Annotated in this window: 16 protein-coding genes; 7 read left to right on the plus strand and 9 right to left on the minus strand. The window is 41.4% G+C overall.

What is annotated here, in order from left to right:
• Positions 1–2: 2 nt before the first annotated feature.
• On the minus strand, positions 3–1,571 hold the full coding sequence (locus FNK51_RS05275; RefSeq protein WP_098370502.1) for a fumarate hydratase: 1,569 nt from the start codon (positions 1,569–1,571) through the stop codon (positions 3–5).
• 307 nt (positions 1,572–1,878) lie between these two features.
• Positions 1,879–2,064 carry an SE1561 family protein gene (locus FNK51_RS05280; RefSeq protein WP_034305661.1) on the minus strand — a complete coding sequence of 62 codons (186 nt, stop codon included), beginning with the start codon at positions 2,062–2,064 and terminating at the stop codon, positions 1,879–1,881.
• Between the two features lie 150 nt (positions 2,065–2,214).
• Between FNK51_RS05280 and yfkAB the strand changes: the two genes are divergently transcribed.
• Positions 2,215–3,342 (plus strand): radical SAM/CxCxxxxC motif protein YfkAB, encoded by a 1,128-nt coding sequence (yfkAB, locus tag FNK51_RS05285; RefSeq protein ID WP_098370501.1) that lies wholly within the window; start codon positions 2,215–2,217, stop codon positions 3,340–3,342.
• A 33-nt stretch (positions 3,343–3,375) separates the two neighbouring features.
• Here the strand turns inward: yfkAB and FNK51_RS05290 are convergent, their stop codons facing one another.
• On the minus strand, positions 3,376–4,188 hold the full coding sequence (locus FNK51_RS05290; protein ID WP_141992661.1) for a YfkD famly protein: 813 nt from the start codon (positions 4,186–4,188) through the stop codon (positions 3,376–3,378).
• 470 nt (positions 4,189–4,658) lie between these two features.
• Entirely contained in the window at positions 4,659–5,714 is a 1,056-nt protein-coding gene (gene cax, locus FNK51_RS05295) for a calcium/proton exchanger (RefSeq protein ID WP_181762191.1), read from the minus strand.
• 192 nt (positions 5,715–5,906) lie between these two features.
• On the opposite strand from cax, the gene FNK51_RS05300 reads away from it, so the two are divergent.
• Positions 5,907–7,073, plus strand: coding sequence for an MFS transporter (locus tag FNK51_RS05300; RefSeq protein ID WP_141992662.1), 1,167 nt, complete (start codon positions 5,907–5,909; stop codon positions 7,071–7,073).
• Between the two features lie 330 nt (positions 7,074–7,403).
• Positions 7,404–9,323: a heavy metal translocating P-type ATPase gene (locus FNK51_RS05305; RefSeq protein WP_141992663.1), complete on the plus strand. Its 1,920-nt coding sequence runs from the start codon at positions 7,404–7,406 to the stop codon at positions 9,321–9,323.
• A gap of 234 nt (positions 9,324–9,557) precedes the next feature.
• On the opposite strand, the gene FNK51_RS05310 is transcribed toward FNK51_RS05305, so the two are convergent.
• Together FNK51_RS05310 and FNK51_RS05315 are read right to left on the minus strand one after the other, a co-directional pair.
• On the minus strand, positions 9,558–10,397 hold the full coding sequence (locus FNK51_RS05310) for a YihY/virulence factor BrkB family protein (protein WP_141992664.1): 840 nt from the start codon (positions 10,395–10,397) through the stop codon (positions 9,558–9,560).
• Positions 10,398–10,413: 16 nt separating this feature from the next.
• Positions 10,414–10,806: a YtxH domain-containing protein gene (locus tag FNK51_RS05315; protein WP_141992665.1), complete on the minus strand. Its 393-nt coding sequence runs from the start codon at positions 10,804–10,806 to the stop codon at positions 10,414–10,416.
• A 231-nt stretch (positions 10,807–11,037) separates the two neighbouring features.
• Between FNK51_RS05315 and FNK51_RS05320 the strand changes: the two genes are divergently transcribed.
• The 4 genes from FNK51_RS05320 to FNK51_RS05335 all read left to right on the plus strand — a co-directional run bounded on the left by FNK51_RS05320 (position 11,038) and on the right by FNK51_RS05335 (position 13,382).
• Complete coding sequence (locus tag FNK51_RS05320; protein ID WP_098370495.1) at positions 11,038–11,262, plus strand: DUF1128 domain-containing protein; 225 nt, start codon at positions 11,038–11,040, stop codon at positions 11,260–11,262.
• Between the two features lie 97 nt (positions 11,263–11,359).
• Positions 11,360–12,625: a molybdopterin molybdotransferase MoeA gene (locus tag FNK51_RS05325; protein ID WP_141992666.1), complete on the plus strand. Its 1,266-nt coding sequence runs from the start codon at positions 11,360–11,362 to the stop codon at positions 12,623–12,625.
• Positions 12,613–13,128 (plus strand): molybdopterin-guanine dinucleotide biosynthesis protein B, encoded by a 516-nt coding sequence (gene mobB, locus FNK51_RS05330; protein ID WP_181762192.1) that lies wholly within the window; start codon positions 12,613–12,615, stop codon positions 13,126–13,128. Before FNK51_RS05325 ends, mobB begins: the two co-directional genes overlap by 13 nt.
• Positions 13,129–13,139: 11 nt before the next feature.
• On the plus strand, positions 13,140–13,382 hold the full coding sequence (locus FNK51_RS05335; RefSeq protein ID WP_179891011.1) for a DUF2164 domain-containing protein: 243 nt from the start codon (positions 13,140–13,142) through the stop codon (positions 13,380–13,382).
• A 41-nt stretch (positions 13,383–13,423) separates the two neighbouring features.
• Here FNK51_RS05335 and map read toward each other — a convergent pair whose 3' ends face one another.
• From map to FNK51_RS05350, 3 genes are all read right to left on the minus strand, one after another.
• Entirely contained in the window at positions 13,424–14,170 is a 747-nt protein-coding gene (map, locus tag FNK51_RS05340) for a type I methionyl aminopeptidase (protein WP_098370491.1), read from the minus strand.
• Between the two features lie 107 nt (positions 14,171–14,277).
• Positions 14,278–14,793, minus strand: a complete 516-nt coding sequence (locus tag FNK51_RS05345; RefSeq protein WP_141992668.1) for a type 1 glutamine amidotransferase domain-containing protein — start codon at positions 14,791–14,793, stop codon at positions 14,278–14,280.
• Between the two features lie 200 nt (positions 14,794–14,993).
• On the minus strand, positions 14,994–15,269 hold the full coding sequence (locus tag FNK51_RS05350; protein WP_260398005.1) for a late competence development ComFB family protein: 276 nt from the start codon (positions 15,267–15,269) through the stop codon (positions 14,994–14,996).
• Between the last annotated feature and the right edge of the window lies 1 nt (position 15,270).

Here is a 15,270-nt window from a genome sequence, read left to right on the forward strand (position 1 = left end):
AATTATTTAAATACTGGTTCTTTGAATTGTGCCAATTTTTCCAACGAAGATTGCTGAACGTCTTTATGCAGGCTGTTTCCATGTGAATCCATGGTAACTACGGCAGTAAATCCTTCAACATTCAGATGCCACATCGCTTCTGGAATACCAAATTCGGTGAAGTTCACACCTTCGACGGACTTGATGCAGTCTGCATAATATTGAGCAGCCCCGCCGATTGCATTTAGATAAACGCCGCCGTGTTCACTTAGTGCCTCTAGTGTTTTCGGTCCCATTCCGCCTTTACCGATAACTGCACGGATGCCGAATCGTTTCATGATATCTCCTTGGTATGGTTCTTCACGAATACTTGTTGTTGGTCCGGCAGCCTTCACATGCCATTTACCTTCTTCGTCCTTCAGCATAACTGGGCCACAATGATAGATGATTTGTCCATCTAAGTCGATTGGTGCAGGATTTTCAGATAAATGCTTGTGGATGGCGTCACGGCCTGTATACATTCTGCCGTTAATATGAACTACGTCACCAACTTTTAATTCACGGATTTGTTCTTCCGTGATTGGTGCTTGCAGGGTGATTTCACGGGAAGCTTTAACGTCCGATTCAGCAGCGGCTGCCACTTCATCCTTCGCTGCTTTTTCTGCTTCTAAAGCAAAGTCGATTTTCTCGCCTTCTTGATACAACCACTCATTGATTTCACCTGTTTCAGGATTGACTTTCACTCCTAAACGGCGGAACGCCCAGCAGTTGTAAGCAACGGATACGAAAAAGCTTGCCGGAATACGGTGCATGACACCGATTTTACATCCAAGCAGTGTAGTTTCGCCGCCAAAGCCCATCGTGCCGATTCCCAATTCATTAGCTGTCTTCATGATGTAATCTTCAAGTTTACGAAGGTCTTCATTCGGATTCACATCTTCATTACTGCGGAAAAGTTGAGCTTTAGCCAGATCATATCCGGATGAACGGTCCCCTCCGATACCAACGCCGATGAAGCCGGCACTGCAGCCTTGTCCTTGTGCTTGGTAGACAGAATGAAGTACACATTTACGGATTCCGTCCAAATCACGGCCCGCTTTCCCCAATCCTTCAAGCTCCATAGGCAGACTGTATTGGATGTTTTTATTTTCACAGCCGCCGCCTTTTAAGATAAGACGAACATCAATATAGTCATTTTCCCATTGATCAAATTTAATGACAGGAAGACCTTCCCCAAGGTTATCCCCACTATTTTCACCCGATAAAGAGTCAACTGCGTTTGGACGAAGTTTTCCGCCTTTAGTCGCTAAAATGATCGCATTTCGGATTGCTTTTTTTATTTCAAGTTGGTTCACGCCAACTGGAGTTTTTATTTTGAAAGTCGGCAGACCAGTATCCTGACAAATCGGTGATACATTGTCGTCAGCCATTGTAATATTATTCGTGATGGTGTCCAAGCTTAATGCAGAACGAGTACCTGCATTTTCACGTTGTTTTGCACTTTTGACCGCACGACGAACATCCTTTGGAAGATTCGTTGAAGTTTCAACGATAAGACTGTACATACTTTCTTGGAATTTTTGAATATCCAAATTTCTCTTCCCCCTCTTATTTCCCCTAGATTAGATTTAATCATTTCCCTGCTTCTCTATAAATAGCGAATGATTCAACACCCGTTTTATTATACATCTAACATAATCTTTCGAAAACAAGTAATTATTTTTCTTAATGAACAGCAATTTGGAGAGAAATGATCAAAGCGCCTTAAATAGCCCATAAGTCAAAATGTCATCACCAATCATTTCCAAGAAGATTTGATATTAAAAAGGGATGACGCAGGTTTCTCGTCATCCCTTCATGAATATTAACATTGAAAAAGTCATACTATCGAAACAGATATTAGTCTTCCCGGGTTTTGAATTGTTCCACTTTGCCTTCCAAATCATCTATCATGCCGATTAAACGGTCTATATCTTCCAACTCCGTATTTTCCGGTTCGATATGATCAAGAACTTCCATGAACATCGTGAGGCGTTCTTTTAAGTATGTTAATTGTTCGTTTTTACCTGTAATGGATTTTCCCATGAGGCACTCTCCTTCCGTTCTTCTTTCATCGTAACGAAATCTGCTTGAAAGTGCAATGGCAAGCTATAAATGCAGCTCTCCGCCATTTGACAATTTTTGTTCCCATTGTTCATAATGGGTTAGTGCATTATTACGTAAGGAGTTTTAAATATGTCAATAATCAAGCAAGATCTTTTAACACCAATTACACCCAAGTATGATCCTTGGGAAGCATATATGGACGTTGAACAATATGGAAAACTCAGCCTCACCAACGTGGAGTTCACCACCACCACCCTTTGCAATATGCGTTGTGAGCATTGTGCCGTCGGTTACACACTTCAGCCCAAGGACCCGGATGCCCTGCCTCTGGAATTACTGATTCGGCGCCTTGATGAGATCCCTTTGCTTCGCTCGCTCAGCATTACTGGCGGGGAACCGATGCTTTCAAGAAAACAAGTGAAGAATTATGTTTTGCCTCTATTGAAATATGCCCGTAGCCGCGGGGTACGGACACAAATCAATTCCAATTTGACCCTTGACCTGGAACGGTATGAGGAAATCATTCCTTATTTGGATGTTCTGCACATTTCCCATAACTGGGGAACGATCGATGAATTCATTGATATCGGCTTTGCCATGATGGACCGAAAACCATCTCGGGAACAGCGAAAGATATTATTTGATAAAATGATTGAAAATTCCCGTGCCCTGACAAAAGCTGGTGTGCTGGTATCTGCAGAAACGATGCTTAATAAACGGACATTGCCTCATCTTGAGCATATTCACAGACAGATCGTCGATGAAATGGGATGTCAAAGGCACGAAATTCATCCGATGTATCCAAGCGATTTCGCTTCGGCACTTGAAACTTTATCATTGGATAATATGCGTGAAGCGATTCATCATTTGCTTGATATCCGTGATGAAAATGTTTGGATGCTTTTCGGTACCCTGCCATTTTATCCTTGCAATAACAGTAAGGAGGATATAAAGCTGCTTCAACGACTTTATGGTTCACATAAAGTGACCGTACGGAATGACCCTGATGGACGTTCCAGGTTGAACATCAATATTTTCACCGGGGAAGTGATCGTGACCGATTTCGGTGACGCGCCTACATTAGGGAATATCAAAGACCAGTCCTTGACCGATTCCTATGACACATGGATGAATTCGAAACTGGCCAATGAATTGAACTGCCACTGCCCGGCAGTCAAATGTCTGGGCCCGAATGTTCTCGTCAAAAATGCCTACTACCCGAAGGATGACTTCAGGATGAGGAAGTCAACCATATGAAGAAAAACTCGCCAAGCCGGCGAGTTTTTCAATTTACCTAGGTTGCTGCGAGACTGTAAAGCTGAAGGAAACATGGTCCTGAACCGGTATCCATGCACCGATGCCTTGTGAAGTGATATTCTTTATCGTAATGGTTCTTTTATTTCCTTTTAGGTTCAAATATACTTCCCCATATGTGACCTTGCCTTTTTCATTGACGGCGGAAGCAAAACTGGATAAGTAACCAATCCTATTTGAAGCAACATTGTATACTTGATCTTTTTTCGTACCAGCTCCGATGATCGTTTCAAAAGCCAATGGCAAATTCGTTTTTTCAGTGGCTTTTAGCAGCATCATCTTTTGAACATCCTCAGCCTTAGGAATTTTCGCTGTCAGACCGCCACTTACTGCCTTCTGACTTTCCTGGACATAACGGATCTTATAGGGAACTTCACCGCCGCGATTATCATAGTAATTCGTATTGATCTTTTGGTATTCCCAGTTTGGTGCCGTTTCCGAGGACTCATAATTCAATGCCCAATGGCCAAGGTAAATGGTCGCCCTGTATCCAAAAGCAAGCGGGGCTTTTGCAATTGCGGATTCATTCAACATTTGGATGAGTTCTGGGTTTTCAATCTTGATATCCGACGAATCGATCAATTGTTCGGCAAGATTACTTGGCTGCAGCATCGGAAGATCCTGGGTCGGGTTCGGATACGTATTCTCCTTTGCAATATTCAATACTGAAGGTGGGATATTCACCTTATTCGGATCTGCTTTGACTTCTGGTATATCAGCTGCAAAACTTACATTCGCCTGAATGAAGGCAATTAGGGCAATCATCGTAATAAAAATAGTTCTTCTCATGCTGTCGCACTCCTTTTGAGGGGTTCAATCATATTGATTATAGATTTTGTTTTTAGCCAACATTCTATACATTTCATTACGATTTCAACTTTGTAATGAATTTGTAAAATTTAGAATATTTACTTTTCTCTTCGAATCAGTTATACTTATTTTACATTATAAAAAGGAGGCGAAATCGTTCATACCTATTAAACCTTCAGGAGGTATGCTTATCGAACATTCCATGACACCCTTTTAAAGGATGACAGAAAACGAATTCGCCTATACTTAAATCTGATGTAAAAGGATGGTGTGACACTCTAGAATATTTTCTCAACTTTTTCAAAAGCATGATGAAAAATTTTGGAATAACTTATGAATGGTAATTTACTGATATAGAAATGACTCTGCTAAATCTAACCTGAGCAGAGTCATTTTTATTTTTTAACTTTATAAAAAGAAAGACCTCCCACATCGGAAGGCCTGCATTCTTATAATAAATAAAATCCAATTCCCATAATGAAGTAAGCGGCCAATAAGGTAAGGCCTTCAAACCAGTTCGTTTCCCCGTCATTAGAAATCATGATCACCAAAAAGACTGCTGAAACCATTGATATCAGTTCTGGCATTGTGAAAACAAGCGGCATACGGGTTGGATACATTAACGAAATCAATACGAGTACAGGAGCGACGAACATCGCTACTTGAAGCGTGGAACCAACGGCAATCTCCACAGCGACATCCATTTTGTTTTTATAGGCCATTATGACGGCGGAAGCATGCTCTGCCGCGTTACCGACGATCGCAACGATAATGACACCGATGAATAACTCCGACCATCCGAAGGCTTCCCCCACCTCGCTAAACGTATGGACAAGTTTTTCCGATACGTAAGCAACAGCCAATGTAGCGGCAGCAAGTATTATCATTGCCTTTTTCCTGCTCCACTCCGGTACTTCCTCTTCATGTTCCTCGAGTTTCTCTGTATGCTGATATACCCCGCGGTGAGTAACCAATTTAAAGAATAATGCAGCAAGATATAATAAGATCAATATAATGGAAATTCCGACACTTAACGACATCGTGCTTGATTCACCCATGTTTTGTGTGAATATTTCCGGTATGACGAAGGCTACAATTACTGCAAAAATCAATAGTCCGGCATTATGCCTCGCATCGAATACGTTAAACTTCTGCCGTTTGTATTTAGTCCCTCCGACAAAGAATGAAAGTCCTGCCACCAACAATAAATTTCCTAAAACGGAACCAGTCAAAGACGCCAGCACGACACCCACTAGCCCCGCCTTTAATGAAAAGATGGATATGATCAATTCTACTGCATTACCAAAGGTTGCATTCAAGAGACCGCCAATCCTTGGTCCCATAACGATTGCTAAGCTTTCAGTGGCCCGGCCCATGAAGCCTGCCAGCGCCACGATTGTTAAGCAATATACTATGAACATGATTACACTCGGCCAATGCAATAATGACCCAATGACAGATAAAGGGACGCCTAACAGGACAAGCCCCAAAAATATTTTATTCACGATACTTCTCCTCACAATCCTATAGTTCTTTTTATGTAACAAAAACTATCATACATAATCTTCGGGTGAAGACAAAGGAAAATTTTATCAACACCTCTCTTCTTGACAATATTTACCCAAATTTCTATTGCTTAATCCTCTTCCTAAGATGTAACATCAAGAAGGTATACATTTCTTAGGAGACATGATTTTATGAATAATAAATTGCTTTTAAGCGTTTTAATCTTAATTGTCGGCATATCGGGGTTTTCTCAAGGGATGCTTCTGCCGATCATTGCCATCATTTTTGAAAATGAAGGAATTAGCTCATCCCTAAACGGGTTTCATGCAGCCTCCCTGTATATTGGAATTCTATTGATTTCTCCTTTTATGGAAGCCCCACTCCGTAAATACGGCTATAAGCCATTGATATTATTTGGCGGGATAACGGTCATTGTATCGCTTGCCTTATTTCCTGTCTGGAAATCATTCTGGTTTTGGTTCGTTCTGCGTTTCTTCATTGGTATCGGCGATCATACACTTCACTTTGCTACACAGACATGGATCACTGCCATTTCACCAATAGTGAAGCGCGGAAGGAATCTTGCCATTTATGGACTTTTCTTCAGTCTTGGCTTCATGGTTGGCCCGCTGATGACGAAGCTTCTCGAGATCAATCAGTCGTTGCCTTTCATCATAACATCCATACTTAGCCTTCTGGCTTGGTCCACTGTTTTCCTTATTAGAAATGAGCTTCCTGAACAGGATGATTCTGAAAGCACATCATTCCTTGGCACACTCAAAAGGTTTACGAAAGTAAGCCGCATAGCCTGGGTCGCTTTTTTACTTCCTTTTACATTTGGTGTGCTTGAAGCCTCATTGAATAGCAATTTCCCTGTATTTGCCCTGCGCTCCGGAATCGATTTAACAGCAGTATCCATCATCATTCCGGCATTTTCTGCTGGGACTCTGCTTACCCAGATTCCCTTGGGGATGGTCAGTGACCGTTTTGGACGGCGAAAGACCTTGTTGACGATTCTTATTTCAGGGTTTGCCATATTCACGCTTGCAGGGATTTATTCCTATTCAGTTCTTGGCCTATTCGTCTGCTTTATGTTTGGCGGAATGATGGTTGGTTCGACTTTCTCGCTGGGAATCAGTTATATGGCAGATCTTTTGCCAAGAAACCTATTACCTGCCGGGAATTTATTATGCAGTATATTCTTTAGTCTCGGCAGCATCGGCGGTCCATTCTTTGGCGGCCTGGTTATAGAACACATCGATGGAGGGAACTTTTTCTATATGATCAGTATCATGCTTTTCCTTGTCTTCATATCATTGGCCTTGTTTAAGGAAAAAATGCCTGCTTCAGTTATGTAGTATAGTTTTTTATCTGGACTACTTCTTTTATTATTCAATTTGAACGGTATTTATCAATAGACTTTATATTAGTTAGGAAATACTTTATATTTTTTACTAGATTAGAATCATTCTTCTTTATTTCTGAATAGGATATGTGGTACTATAATAATAACAAAAAGGACATCACGTTTATAAACCATTGAAAACATTGCTGTCATCGCAATTACGGTGGCAGCTTTCATATTTTATCCAGAGAAATGACGTTGATTATCTTTCTCAATTAGATATAACACAAATGATAATCTATATCATTTACACAAAATAGATAAGAATGTGGGAGGGAGTCTTATGACTACAGATACTAAACATTTAACCCAACCGGCTGCATGCAAAAACACTTGGTTGGAAAAAGCAAAACCTCATCTAGAACTTATTGCTGCATTATTCAGCGGTTTACTAATAGTATTGGGCTGGGCCCTTTCAAAGAACGGAATGGAAACTGCTTCCATAGTCATATACTTGGCCTCTTTCTTGATTGGCGGATATGCCAAGGCGAAAGAAGGCATAGAAGATACGATTGCCGACCGGGAATTGAATGTTGAGATGCTGATGATTTTTGCGGCAATCGGTTCTGCGGTCATTGGATACTGGACGGAAGGCGCCATATTGATTTTCATCTTCGCTTTAAGCGGTGCCCTTGAGACATACACGATGAATAAAAGCCATAAAGAAATTTCGGCACTAATGGACTTACAGCCCGAAGAAGCACTGCGCATCACTAACGGATATGAAGAAACCGTATCCGTTTCACAGCTGCATGTCGGGGATTTAATTTTAGTGAAACCAGGTGAGAGAGTTCCTTCAGATGGAAAAATCACGGACGGCCGTACCAATATCGATGAAGCCGCCATCACTGGCGAATCCATACCAGTCAGTAAATCATTGGATGATGAAGTATTTGCGGGAACGGTTAATCTCCGTGGAACGATTACCGTGGAAATCACCAAACCGGCAAGTGAAACATTATTTCAAAAAATAATCACTCTCGTTCAATCCGCACAAAGTGAAAAGTCCCCTTCCCAGCTGTTCATTGAACGGTTTGAAGGGACTTATGTAAAAGTAGTATTGACGGTTGTCGGATTGATGATGTTCGTACCCCATTTCCTATTGGGGTGGAGCTGGACCGAGACATTCTACAGAGCGATGATCCTGCTCGTTGTCGCTTCTCCTTGTGCCCTTGTGGCCTCTATCATGCCAGCTACACTTTCTGCCATTTCAAATGGAGCCCGTCATGGCATTTTATTTAAAGGAGGCATCCATCTTGAGAATCTAGGTAATCTGCAGGCAATTGCTTTAGATAAAACCGGTACATTGACAAAAGGAAAACCAGAGGTAACGGATGTCATTATCCGCGAAGATTTAAACGAAGATGATTTCTTATTTCATATTGCATCTGTTGAAAATTATTCGAATCACCCTTTGGCAACATCGATCGTACGTTATGCCAAAACAAAATTGCAAAAGGATATCATTAAACCAAATAACATGGAAGATATCTCAGGTAATGGGGTTCAAGCCTATATCAATGGCGTGCTTTGGCAAGTCGGAAAAGCTGATTTCGTCGGTCGCAGTGAAGCAGAACGATTCCAAAATGGCATTGCACTGACATTGGCTGAACAAGGGAAGACAATCGTTTATGCAAAAGATGATCAAGGAATTGCAGGCATACTCACTTTGAAAGATGTCGTGCGTGAAGAAACCGTTACAGCCATCGAAGCCTTGAAAAATGAGGGCATCCATACCGTCATGCTTACAGGAGATGGGGAAAAAACGGCTAAAGCGATTGCTTCGGAGAGCCATATTGATGCATATATTGCCGAATGCCTGCCTGAAACCAAAGTGACTGAAGTGAAAAAGCTGAAAGAACATTTTGGCACTGTAGCAATGGTTGGGGATGGCATCAATGATGCACCTGCACTAGCAACAGCATCTGTTGGAATTGCAATGGGTGAAGGCACGGATGTTGCCTTGGAGACAGCGGATGTCGTTCTGATGAAGAATGATCTGCCGCGCATTGCGGAAGCGGTCAAATTATCCAAGAAGATGAATCGGATCATCAAACAAAACGTCATCTTTTCAATTTCGGTCATCATGATCCTGATAGCATCCAATTTCCTTCAATTCCTAGACCTCCCATATGGCGTGATTGGCCATGAAGGAAGCACAATTCTCGTTATACTGAACAGCTTAAGACTTTTGAGAAATTAAACATGAAAAAGGAGCCTTCCAAGGCTCCCTTTTTTTATGATATTTTCATTTAGTGATATCCGTTCTTACCGTTTGCAGAACCTGATGTTTTATGGTTCGAACCTTTATTTTTTCCTTTTTGCTTTGTGCTGCCATCTTTTTTACTCATGAAAGAACTCCTCCTCTTCAAAAGTTATCATTTCTTGAATAGTATCCGCAGCATGATAGTCCATTATTACGGAAACCCCAGGATAATCATCCACATTCTGGTTTTTCCTTTTTACTAATGAGCGCATTTATTTCCCCGCCCAGTATGATGATGAGTCCTGATAAATAAAACCAGACCATTAATACGATTATCCCTCCAAGACTTCCATATGTTGCGGAATAATTTGCGAAGTTATCCACATAAAAAGAAAACAAAAAGGAAGCGAGACTCCATCCTGCCGTTGCAAAGATAGCACCAGGCATTACGGTTATGCATTTCAGCTTTATGTTGGGCGCAATCCAATAAAGGATGGTGAACACAATTAAAAATACAAGCGTACTGATCACCCAGCGAAGTTGGTTCCAAATCGTAAGAAACTCATCGGATTGTCCAATTTCGGCAAATAAAAACACTCCGATCTGTTTTCCGAATACCGGCAGCAATAAAACGACAATAAAAACAAAAATCATCGCTAAAGTAAGAAGAATCGACATTCCCCGGGAAATAAAGAAAGTTCGACTTTCTTTTACACCATATGCATGGTTAAATGCTTTAATGATTGCATTCATCCCATTCGAGGCCGACCATATCGTTCCAATGACACCAAACGACAATAAAGTCCCGTTCGCTTCCATCACTTCAGATAGGTTAGCCTCAATGATTTTCATCGAATCGTCAGGCGCATATGTACGGATGGTATTCAATATATCTTCTTGGGAAAATGGCAGATAGGCCAATAAAGTGAATAAAAAAATAAGTAACGGGAACAGGGAAAGTAAAAAGAAATAAGACAGCTGTGCGGCAAGCCCCGACACATCATCCACATGTAACCGTTTTATGAATGTCTTAAAGAATGAGCCTTTCAGCCATTCTTTTTTATTGGCCATACCTCCACCCCATTTTCTAATTTAAGGAAATCCGTTCATGGTGACTTGAAGTTGGCTCTTCTTCCTCTGCAGCAAAAACTTCCTTCGTCTCCATCACCACTTGGGCAACTTGCGAAGGAATGTCCTTCATTTCCTCCACCTTTTGGGAAATGAAGGATACATCATCGGAAATTTTTTCAACAGTGGAACGGACCTTAGATGATGTTTCACTTACTTGTTTAAGCACCCCATTAGGATTCTTCATGAATTCTTTCATATTACCCATGCAGCTTTTACTGTTTTCCAATACAGAATTACGCGTATCCTTATCAAAAAGGCTTATCGCTGCCCCAGCCAACGCCCCAATAAAGACCGCTTGCATAAATTTGCTTTTCTTGGCACACTTATATTCTTCTCGAATGTTGCTCATATATTCTCCTCCTCTTCATATATTAGTGATGGATAATGGTAGCTACCTCCATTATACAATGTTTAAAAAAGTTTTTTCCTATCTTTTCCCAAACTCTCTCACTTTAAAACGCGGGAGATGACCAAGTGAATCGGGAATCAAGCTTCGTTTTCCACCCGATTATTCATTGACTTCTAGAGGTAATCATGCAAAGATGAAAATAATTTAGGAACGTATGAAAGGATGAGGGAAATGGATTTAACGCAAAACACAGCCGAAAGTGTCGAGTTTATGATCGAAGCAATCAAGGATAAATTAAAGGTGATGAACTTCGGTGCAATCAAATCGACCCATTTTGATATCGAGATGTACGAAGAACTACACGATATTTATATAATGGTGATGAAGAAAACGAATTTCAGTGTCCGTGAAATGGAAGCTATCGCTGAAGAACTTGGAAGACTGCGTAATAAGTAACATTCAAATCCTCCCATACCGGTGAGGATTTTTTTCATTTTTTAAAAAATTCTGCTACATTGGATATAGAAATTGAAAACCGACAGGAGTTGTAAGCATGGTAGAAAGAAGAACGCCCATCAGTATTGCAGAAGCAGTGGAAAAAGTGATGAAGCATAAATTAACAGGACATATGGAACTGATCCCCCTCGAGGAAAGCCATGACCGTTTTTTGGCTCAAGATATTGTAGCTACAAATGATGTTCCACATTTTAACCGCTCGCCATATGATGGATTCGCCCTTAGGTCCAAGGATACGGCCGAAGGTTCCATAAATAACCCTCTCGAGTTCGAAGTGATTGAAGAGTTGGCTGCGGGTATGGTATCGAATATTCCTGTTCAAAAAAATCAAGTGGCAAGGATCATGACTGGAGCTCAGATGCCAGCTGAGTGTGATGCCGTAATCATGCTCGAGCTTACGAAGGAATTCGAGAAGGACGGAAAGAAGTACATATCATTTAAACGCTCGCTTAAGGAAGGCGAAAACGTTTCTTTTCAAGGTGAGGATGCAAAGAAAGGCGATGTTCTTGTGAAAAAAGGAACAGCGATCAATCCAGGGATCATCGGCTTGCTCGCAACATTCGGTTATGCCGAAGTGCCAGTTGCCACTAAGCCTATCGTCGGATTATTCGCTACCGGGTCTGAACTTCTTGATGTTAATGAACCGTTGCAGCCCGGCAAAATTCGCAACAGCAATTCACATGCCATCTCCGCCCAAATTCGGAGGGCCGGAGGAGAAGTCCGTTTCTACGGAAAGCTTAAGGACGAATTCGAATTAAGCTACGAGGCCATTTCAACTGCCTTGGAGGAAGTGGATCTGCTCATTACGACAGGAGGAGTTTCTGTCGGTGATTTTGATCTTCTCCCGGATATTTATCAAAAAATTGGCGCTGATGTCTTATTCAACAAAGTGGCCATGCGCCCCGGCAGCGTGACGACCGTAGCCGTATATAATAACAAATTTTTATTCGGTTTATCCGGCAATCCATCCGCCAGTTATGTCGGCTTTGAACTATTTGCAAGACCGATCATCCGCACCATGCTGTTTTCGGAACATCCGCATTTACGAAAAGAGACGGCACAATTGGCAGAAGACTTCTTAAAACCCAATCCATTCTCACGTCTGCTTCGGACCCGATTATTTTACGAATCCGGCCAGTTGAAGGTAATTCCTAGTGGTGTGGATAAATCCAATATTACAACAAGCTTGGCAGGTGCCAATTCACTGACCGTCTTACCTGGGGGGACCCGTGGTTTCCAAACTGGAGATTTTGTGGACATCCTGCTTCTCGATGACCAAGAAGGATGCAAATGGCCTTGGTGAAGCCCTTTATTTTCCAGGTGGTTGGCTACCAAAATAGAGGAAAAACGACCTTCATAACGAATATAATCAAACAGCTTCGCGAAGCAAAATTAGAGACAGCCGTTTTAAAACATCATGGACATGGCGGAAAACCAGATGTCACAGGCACGAAGGATTCCAATAAACACTTTCATGCCGGGGCGGCCGCCTCACTTGTTGAAGGAGATGGCACAATCGAGCTGCTCGGCAATTTCAAGGGGAAAGCCCCTATCACTGAACTAATTCAATTACTGTATCTATTTCTCCCTGATGTGATTTTAATTGAAGGTTATAAGCAAGAGGACTTTCCTAAGGTCATTTTAATCAAAGAAGAAAGTGACCTCCTGTTATTGGAACGGCTTACTAATGTCAAAGCAGCTGTGGCTTGGCCCGAATGTCTGGAACGAACAAGGAATCATGCTTCAGTACCCGTCTTCCCATTGGATTCGGATCAATTCATTACATGGTTTTTAGAACAAATATGAAGGAGGGCACAATGTTCATACAATTTCCCATTGAAAAGCGCCGCAAGATGATCGAAAGTATCCAAGAATATGTGTATCAGGAACAAGGCAAGGAAATCGGTGAAATCGCTGCTGAAAATCATTTGCAGTTCATTTTCGAAAATATTGCTCCCTTTATTTATAATGAAGGTATCAAAGATGCTAAAAAAGTCATTGAGGACAGATTAGGAAATATTGAAGAAGATTTGTATTCATTGGAACGTCCAATTGATTAAAATGAAAAAACAGCATCATAATCGATGCTGTTTTTTTATGTTCATTGTTCGGTCAGAATAAGCGGACCGTTTTTCGTAATGGCAATCGTATGCTCATATTGTGCCGAGTACTTCCCATCTGCAGTGGATGCCGTCCATCCATTCGGATCCCGGCTTGCTTTATATGTACCTACGTTTACCATTGGCTCGATGGTGAATACCATGCCTTCCTTAAGACGCGGACCTTTATTCGGCAGTCCATAATGCGGAACCTGCGGCTCTTCATGAATGACATTTCCTATCCCGTGTCCGATGAAATCACGAACGACAGAGAAGCCTTCCGCTTCGACATATGTTTGTATGGCATGACCTATATCTCCAATCCGATTGCCTTCCACACATACTTCAATCGCCTTATATAAAGATTCCTTCGTCACATTCACTAAATGTTCGGTTTCCTTTGAAACCTTACCGACCGTATACGTCCAAGCAGAGTCAGCAAGGGCCCCGTTATAATTAACGACCATATCAATCGTTACGATATCTCCGTTTTTCAAAGGGGTCTTACGAGGGAAACCATGACAAATTTCTTCATTTATGCTGGCACATGTCGCATACTCATACCCTTTGTAACCCTTTTGTTCCGGCTTCGCACCATGTTTTTTTAAGAATCCTTCAACAAATTCTTCTATTTCCCATGTTGTCACCCCAGGAACAATCAATTTTGCAATCTCCCTATGACAAGCTGCCAAAATTTTACCCGATTCATGCATCGCTTGAATTTCACGCGCAGATTTTAATACGATCAATCGTGACACTTCCTTTTTAATTCATCTCTCCTTTTATTTTACTGCAAAGATTGAAGTATATGAATCCTTTTAAAATGAAAAATCCCGGCAGCTGCCGGGATTTTTCATTATTTCAATAGATTGAGCGATTCCCGGTTAAATGCCGGAAGGTCTTCAGGTGTCCTGCTGGTTACAAGCTGGTTGCCGCAAACCACAACCTCTTTGTCCAAATAGGTGGCACCAGCATACTCCATATCGACTTTAATGGATGTATATCCTGTTGCGTGGCGTCCTTCAAGTGTTTTGGCCGTAATCAGCAACTGCGGTCCATGACAGATCGCAAATACTGGTTTTTTATCATCCATGAACGATTTGGCGAAAGATACGAAGCGTTCGTCAGCACGCAGTTGATCAGGGGAAAACCCACCGGGGATAAATAATGCATCGAAATTTTCTGGTTTCACTGAGTCGATGCTTTCATCAATCTCGACTTCTACCTCCCCTTGTTTCCCTTTAACAGTTTTCCCTTTTACCATTTCAATCGTCGTTACCGTATGGCCGGCTTCTTCGAATGCTTTTGCCGGTTCACTATACTCCGAGTCCTCAAACATATTCGTTACAACACATGCAATATTTTTACCCATAATCATTCATCTCCTCAATTTTTGATCGAATGAACCAACTTTGTACTTTATTTATGTTCCCTTTGCCACCATAAATAAACACATAATTAATGGTTGTCCCTTTTGTTTATGAGTAATGTACCCCTATATTTCCTAAATCCCTTCGGAGGTCGCTGTCCGCCTTTTTTAATATCGGAAAAAAGATAATGGCAGCCTTTTGATCAATGTTTAGGATACTGGCCAACAACGTGTATCGCATTGATGATTCTTTTATTGATCCATTCCCTATTTTCTTCTGTATTCAAATTTCCAAATATCCTTTTCCGCCCTTCTTCCGTGGTTACATAGTAATTAGGCAGGTTATTCAATGATAATGTGATGATGTCATTCTTACATTTTCTGCACGAACAAAATGTTTGATATTCCATACCTGACATTAATACCTGCACCCATGTCACAACGATTTCTTCCATCACATTTGTATATTCTCTTTCCATA

It is taken from the genome of Bacillus sp. B4EP4a, from assembly GCF_006680105.1.
Lineage (GTDB): Bacteria > Bacillota > Bacilli > Bacillales > DSM-1321 > Peribacillus > Peribacillus simplex_E.

Coding starts and splice junctions, on each gene's coding strand:
- FNK51_RS05280 (WP_034305661.1), bottom strand. CDS start 2,064: ATGGGAAAATCCATTACAGGTAAAAACGAACAATTAACATACTTAAAA.
- yfkAB (WP_098370501.1), top strand. CDS start 2,215: ATGTCAATAATCAAGCAAGATCTTTTAACACCAATTACACCCAAGTAT.
- FNK51_RS05290 (WP_141992661.1), bottom strand. CDS start 4,188: ATGAGAAGAACTATTTTTATTACGATGATTGCCCTAATTGCCTTCATT.
- FNK51_RS05300 (WP_141992662.1), top strand. CDS start 5,907: ATGAATAATAAATTGCTTTTAAGCGTTTTAATCTTAATTGTCGGCATA.
- FNK51_RS05305 (WP_141992663.1), top strand. CDS start 7,404: ATGACTACAGATACTAAACATTTAACCCAACCGGCTGCATGCAAAAAC.
- FNK51_RS05310 (WP_141992664.1), bottom strand. CDS start 10,397: ATGGCCAATAAAAAAGAATGGCTGAAAGGCTCATTCTTTAAGACATTC.
- FNK51_RS05315 (WP_141992665.1), bottom strand. CDS start 10,806: ATGAGCAACATTCGAGAAGAATATAAGTGTGCCAAGAAAAGCAAATTT.
- FNK51_RS05320 (WP_098370495.1), top strand. CDS start 11,038: ATGGATTTAACGCAAAACACAGCCGAAAGTGTCGAGTTTATGATCGAA.
- FNK51_RS05325 (WP_141992666.1), top strand. CDS start 11,360: ATGGTAGAAAGAAGAACGCCCATCAGTATTGCAGAAGCAGTGGAAAAA.
- mobB (WP_181762192.1), top strand. CDS start 12,613: ATGGCCTTGGTGAAGCCCTTTATTTTCCAGGTGGTTGGCTACCAAAAT.
- FNK51_RS05335 (WP_179891011.1), top strand. CDS start 13,140: ATGTTCATACAATTTCCCATTGAAAAGCGCCGCAAGATGATCGAAAGT.
- FNK51_RS05345 (WP_141992668.1), bottom strand. CDS start 14,793: ATGGGTAAAAATATTGCATGTGTTGTAACGAATATGTTTGAGGACTCG.
- FNK51_RS05350 (WP_260398005.1), bottom strand. CDS start 15,269: ATGGAAAGAGAATATACAAATGTGATGGAAGAAATCGTTGTGACATGG.